Origin of the sequence: Acinetobacter sp. CIP 101934 (assembly GCF_000369585.1) — a bacterium.
GTDB lineage: Bacteria > Pseudomonadota > Gammaproteobacteria > Pseudomonadales > Moraxellaceae > Acinetobacter > Acinetobacter schindleri.
The window spans coordinates 1-3,017 of the sequence record NZ_KB850106.1 but is presented as its reverse complement, the minus strand read 5'-3'; the positions used below and the strand labels follow the sequence as shown (position 1 = coordinate 3,017).

Annotated in this window: 3 protein-coding genes and 1 pseudogene; 2 read left to right on the top strand and 2 right to left on the bottom strand. The window is 33.8% G+C overall.

Annotated features, from left to right (window positions below; translation table 11 throughout):
• Position 1: 1 nt before the first annotated feature.
• Positions 2–511 (top strand): Dps family protein, encoded by a 510-nt coding sequence (locus F899_RS15150; protein WP_005226242.1) that lies wholly within the window; start codon positions 2–4, stop codon positions 509–511.
• Between the two features lie 116 nt (positions 512–627).
• On the opposite strand, the gene nhaA is transcribed toward F899_RS15150, so the two are convergent.
• Positions 628–1,965 (bottom strand): Na+/H+ antiporter NhaA, encoded by a 1,338-nt coding sequence (gene nhaA / locus F899_RS15145; RefSeq protein ID WP_005108970.1) that lies wholly within the window; start codon positions 1,963–1,965, stop codon positions 628–630.
• A 197-nt stretch (positions 1,966–2,162) separates the two neighbouring features.
• Entirely contained in the window at positions 2,163–2,357 is a 195-nt protein-coding gene (locus F899_RS15140) for a hypothetical protein (protein WP_005108969.1), read from the bottom strand.
• A gap of 289 nt (positions 2,358–2,646) precedes the next feature.
• On the opposite strand from F899_RS15140, the pseudogene F899_RS16020 reads away from it, so the two are divergent.
• Positions 2,647–2,754, top strand: a pseudogene (locus F899_RS16020) (type II toxin-antitoxin system RelE/ParE family toxin); the annotation flags it as partial.
• Between the last annotated feature and the right edge of the window lie 263 nt (positions 2,755–3,017).

Below are 3,017 nucleotides of genomic sequence, written 5' to 3'. Positions count from 1 at the left end.
GATATTTAGCTTATCATGTCAGCCTATTTGCAACAGTGCCATAAATATTGATATCGGTATCTCATATGATGACCGCGTCAAAATTGTTGACGGATTATCAAGATTATTGGCAGATAGTTATACATTATATTTGATGACACATAATTTTCACTGGAATGTCACTGGTCCTCAATTTAACAGTCTGCACAATATGTTTATGGACCAATATACTGAGCAATGGAATGCATTAGACATTATTGCTGAACGAATTCGTTCGTTAGGTTTCGCTGCACCTGGAACATATAAGCAATTTGTGAAATTAGCATCCATTAAAGAGGTGGAAGGCGTTCCTAAAGCGAAGGAAATGATTCAGCTATTAGTGGATGCTCATGAGGCTGTTGCTCGAACAGCCAGAAGTATTTATGTAGTCGTAGATGAAGCGAATGATCAGCCTACAGCAGATGTGCTGACTCAAAGACTTGATGTTCATGAGAAAATAGCTTGGATGTTGAGAAGTCTTTTAGAAGAATAAAATTATGAACGACCTCCAGTCTCCTAGACAAATATCCACTCATTATTGTGGGCTTTGAATAAATATCCAGTGAAGCCACTTGACTCAAGTAGGCTTCATTGGATATTTACATTAATTTAGAGCTTTTTATTAGACCTTAATAAAATAAAACCAAATAATAAACCAATAAATCCTGCACAACCTGATCCAAAGAGAATACCTAATTTTGCTGCTTCTAAAATATTTGATTCATTTACAAATGCCAGATTGCTGATAAAAATTGACATAGTAAATCCTATACCAGCTAAGAGACCAATTAGTAAAACCCAATTTAAGCTAAGGTCGCTAGGTAATTCCCCCCATCCCAATTTAGAAAAAAACCATGTAAAAAATACAATTCCTAAAGGTTTTCCTACGACAAGTGCAATTGAAACAGCAAAGATAGTATTTAATGCTAAAGTGTCTTCAAAGTTAACATTTCCGAAATTCACCCCTGCATTTGCTAAAGCAAAAATAGGCATAATAATAAAAGCGACCCAAGGGTGGAGTAGATCCTTGACCCTAACAACTGGTGGTAAAATTTCACGCTTAGCACGTGCCAGTGCTTTGATTTCAGCTGATGAATTTTCTATAGCTTTATTTCGAATATTTGAGATTGCAGCATTAGCGCGTTCTATTGCATCCACTTCATTTGGTCTAGTTAAAACTGGAGTCATAAGTCCTAAAATAACTCCTGCAAGCGTTGGGTGTGCCCCTGTTTTAAGTAAGCCAAACCATATAAGAGCACCCGGAAGAATATAAACAAAGGCTGAGAAGAACCCCATTTTCTGTAACGCAATTACACCTAGAATTCCAATAAAGGCGATTAAAAAACCAATAGGTTCTAAACCACCTGAAAAGAAGAAAGCAATAATTAAAATTGCAAGTAAGTCATCAATAATAGCGAGTGTTAATAAAAAGATTCTTGCAGAAGAAGGAATCGATTTTCCTAATAATGCTAATAAACCCACTGCAAAAGCAATATCTGTAGCAGCAGGTATTGCCCAACCAGATTTAATTTCATCAGTAGATAGTGCTAAATAGATTAAAATAGGCACCACTACGCCACCTAAAGCAGCAATTATTGGAAGTACAGCGGCCTTTATGTTTGATAAAGCTCCATCATGAATTTCTTTCTTAATTTCCATTCCTACTACAAGAAAGAAAATGGTCATTAAAATATCATTGATGATAAAATGTAGAGATTGAGAAAAAGAATATTCCCCAAAACTAAAATTAATTTGAGTATGCCAAAAATGACTATAAGACTCTGATATTGCTTCTGTATTCGCCCAAAATAAGGCAATAACAGCTGCTAATAGCAAAATCCCACCGCTCACAGCTTCAATATGTAGGAATCTGTTTATAGCGTTCAGACTACGTTCTGTTAAATTCTGGGTTAGACCCACATTTCTTTTATAGGAAGGAATAGACATTAATAAATCTCACAATTCTTTTAAAATAAACAATTAATATTTTTTCAAAAATCCCAATAAAAATTAATAGCTCAAAACTTTAATTGAATAAAATTCAAAAAGGGAGTTTATTGGCATTTCAAAAAAATTAACCATTAATTAAGATGATACTTTTTCATAATTTACATAAGATAGATTTTTATAAGCTTTTTATATACTTAAGCCAGTAACTGCCCTATTTCAAGACGGGTATAGCCCCGATCTTTAAGAATATAAACAATAGCTTCTTTATAGGCATCTGACTTTGCCGTTTTATATTTATTGATGAGTTGAATTTCAGTGTTTAACTCTAAGTAATTTTTTACAGATAAGACTTCGGTAGAGATTGCTTTAAAAATCTTTAAATTAAACATACAGGTGCTCGCTATTAGCGTTATAGCGGCCCGACTACAACAAACACCTGCCATGGAAAATACCTGACACCCTTCCCCAAAGAATTACAGAAGTTGGAGGAATCTGCAAGTTTTTCTAAATTAGAAACATCAATAATCAGCTAAAATACCCCCAATTTTAACATAATGGTCAATACACGAAACAGACAGACATGTAAGCCCAAAATAGAAATATCCGGTTTCTCCAAAGTAAAAATGTCCGCTTTTAGAATGCTAAATTTACACTAAGTATTTGATTTTGGTTTTATAAATTAAAAGCTCACAAGCTAAAAGACGAATACAAGTTCGGATTGACTATGTAGAAGATAGAAATTTCGGAGATACTGAACCTGTTAGTGATGGGGTATCTGAGTTACGTTTACTATTATTGGTATATAGTTGGCTGCTATAAGATTCCTTTGAAAAATAAGAAATTGCTTTGAAGTTTAAAATGCTTTAATTACTAATAATAGTCTCTTTGGAATATTTGCCGATTATGTCTCATTCTCATCAACATGGGCACTGTTGCAAATAGGGATCTGAGTCAATGATTTTCCCTTCAAAAAAGCTTAGAGACCGAAAACTCTATTTACTAGCCAAACTTCTCCTAGAATATTACCGTTATAAAATAATGAAGCTTGT

Excerpts from the sequence above, each read along its gene's own strand:
- F899_RS15140 (WP_005108969.1), bottom strand. The coding sequence starts at position 2,357 with ATGTTTAATTTAAAGATTTTTAAAGCAATCTCTACCGAAGTCTTATCT.
- nhaA (WP_005108970.1), bottom strand. The coding sequence starts at position 1,965 with ATGTCTATTCCTTCCTATAAAAGAAATGTGGGTCTAACCCAGAATTTA.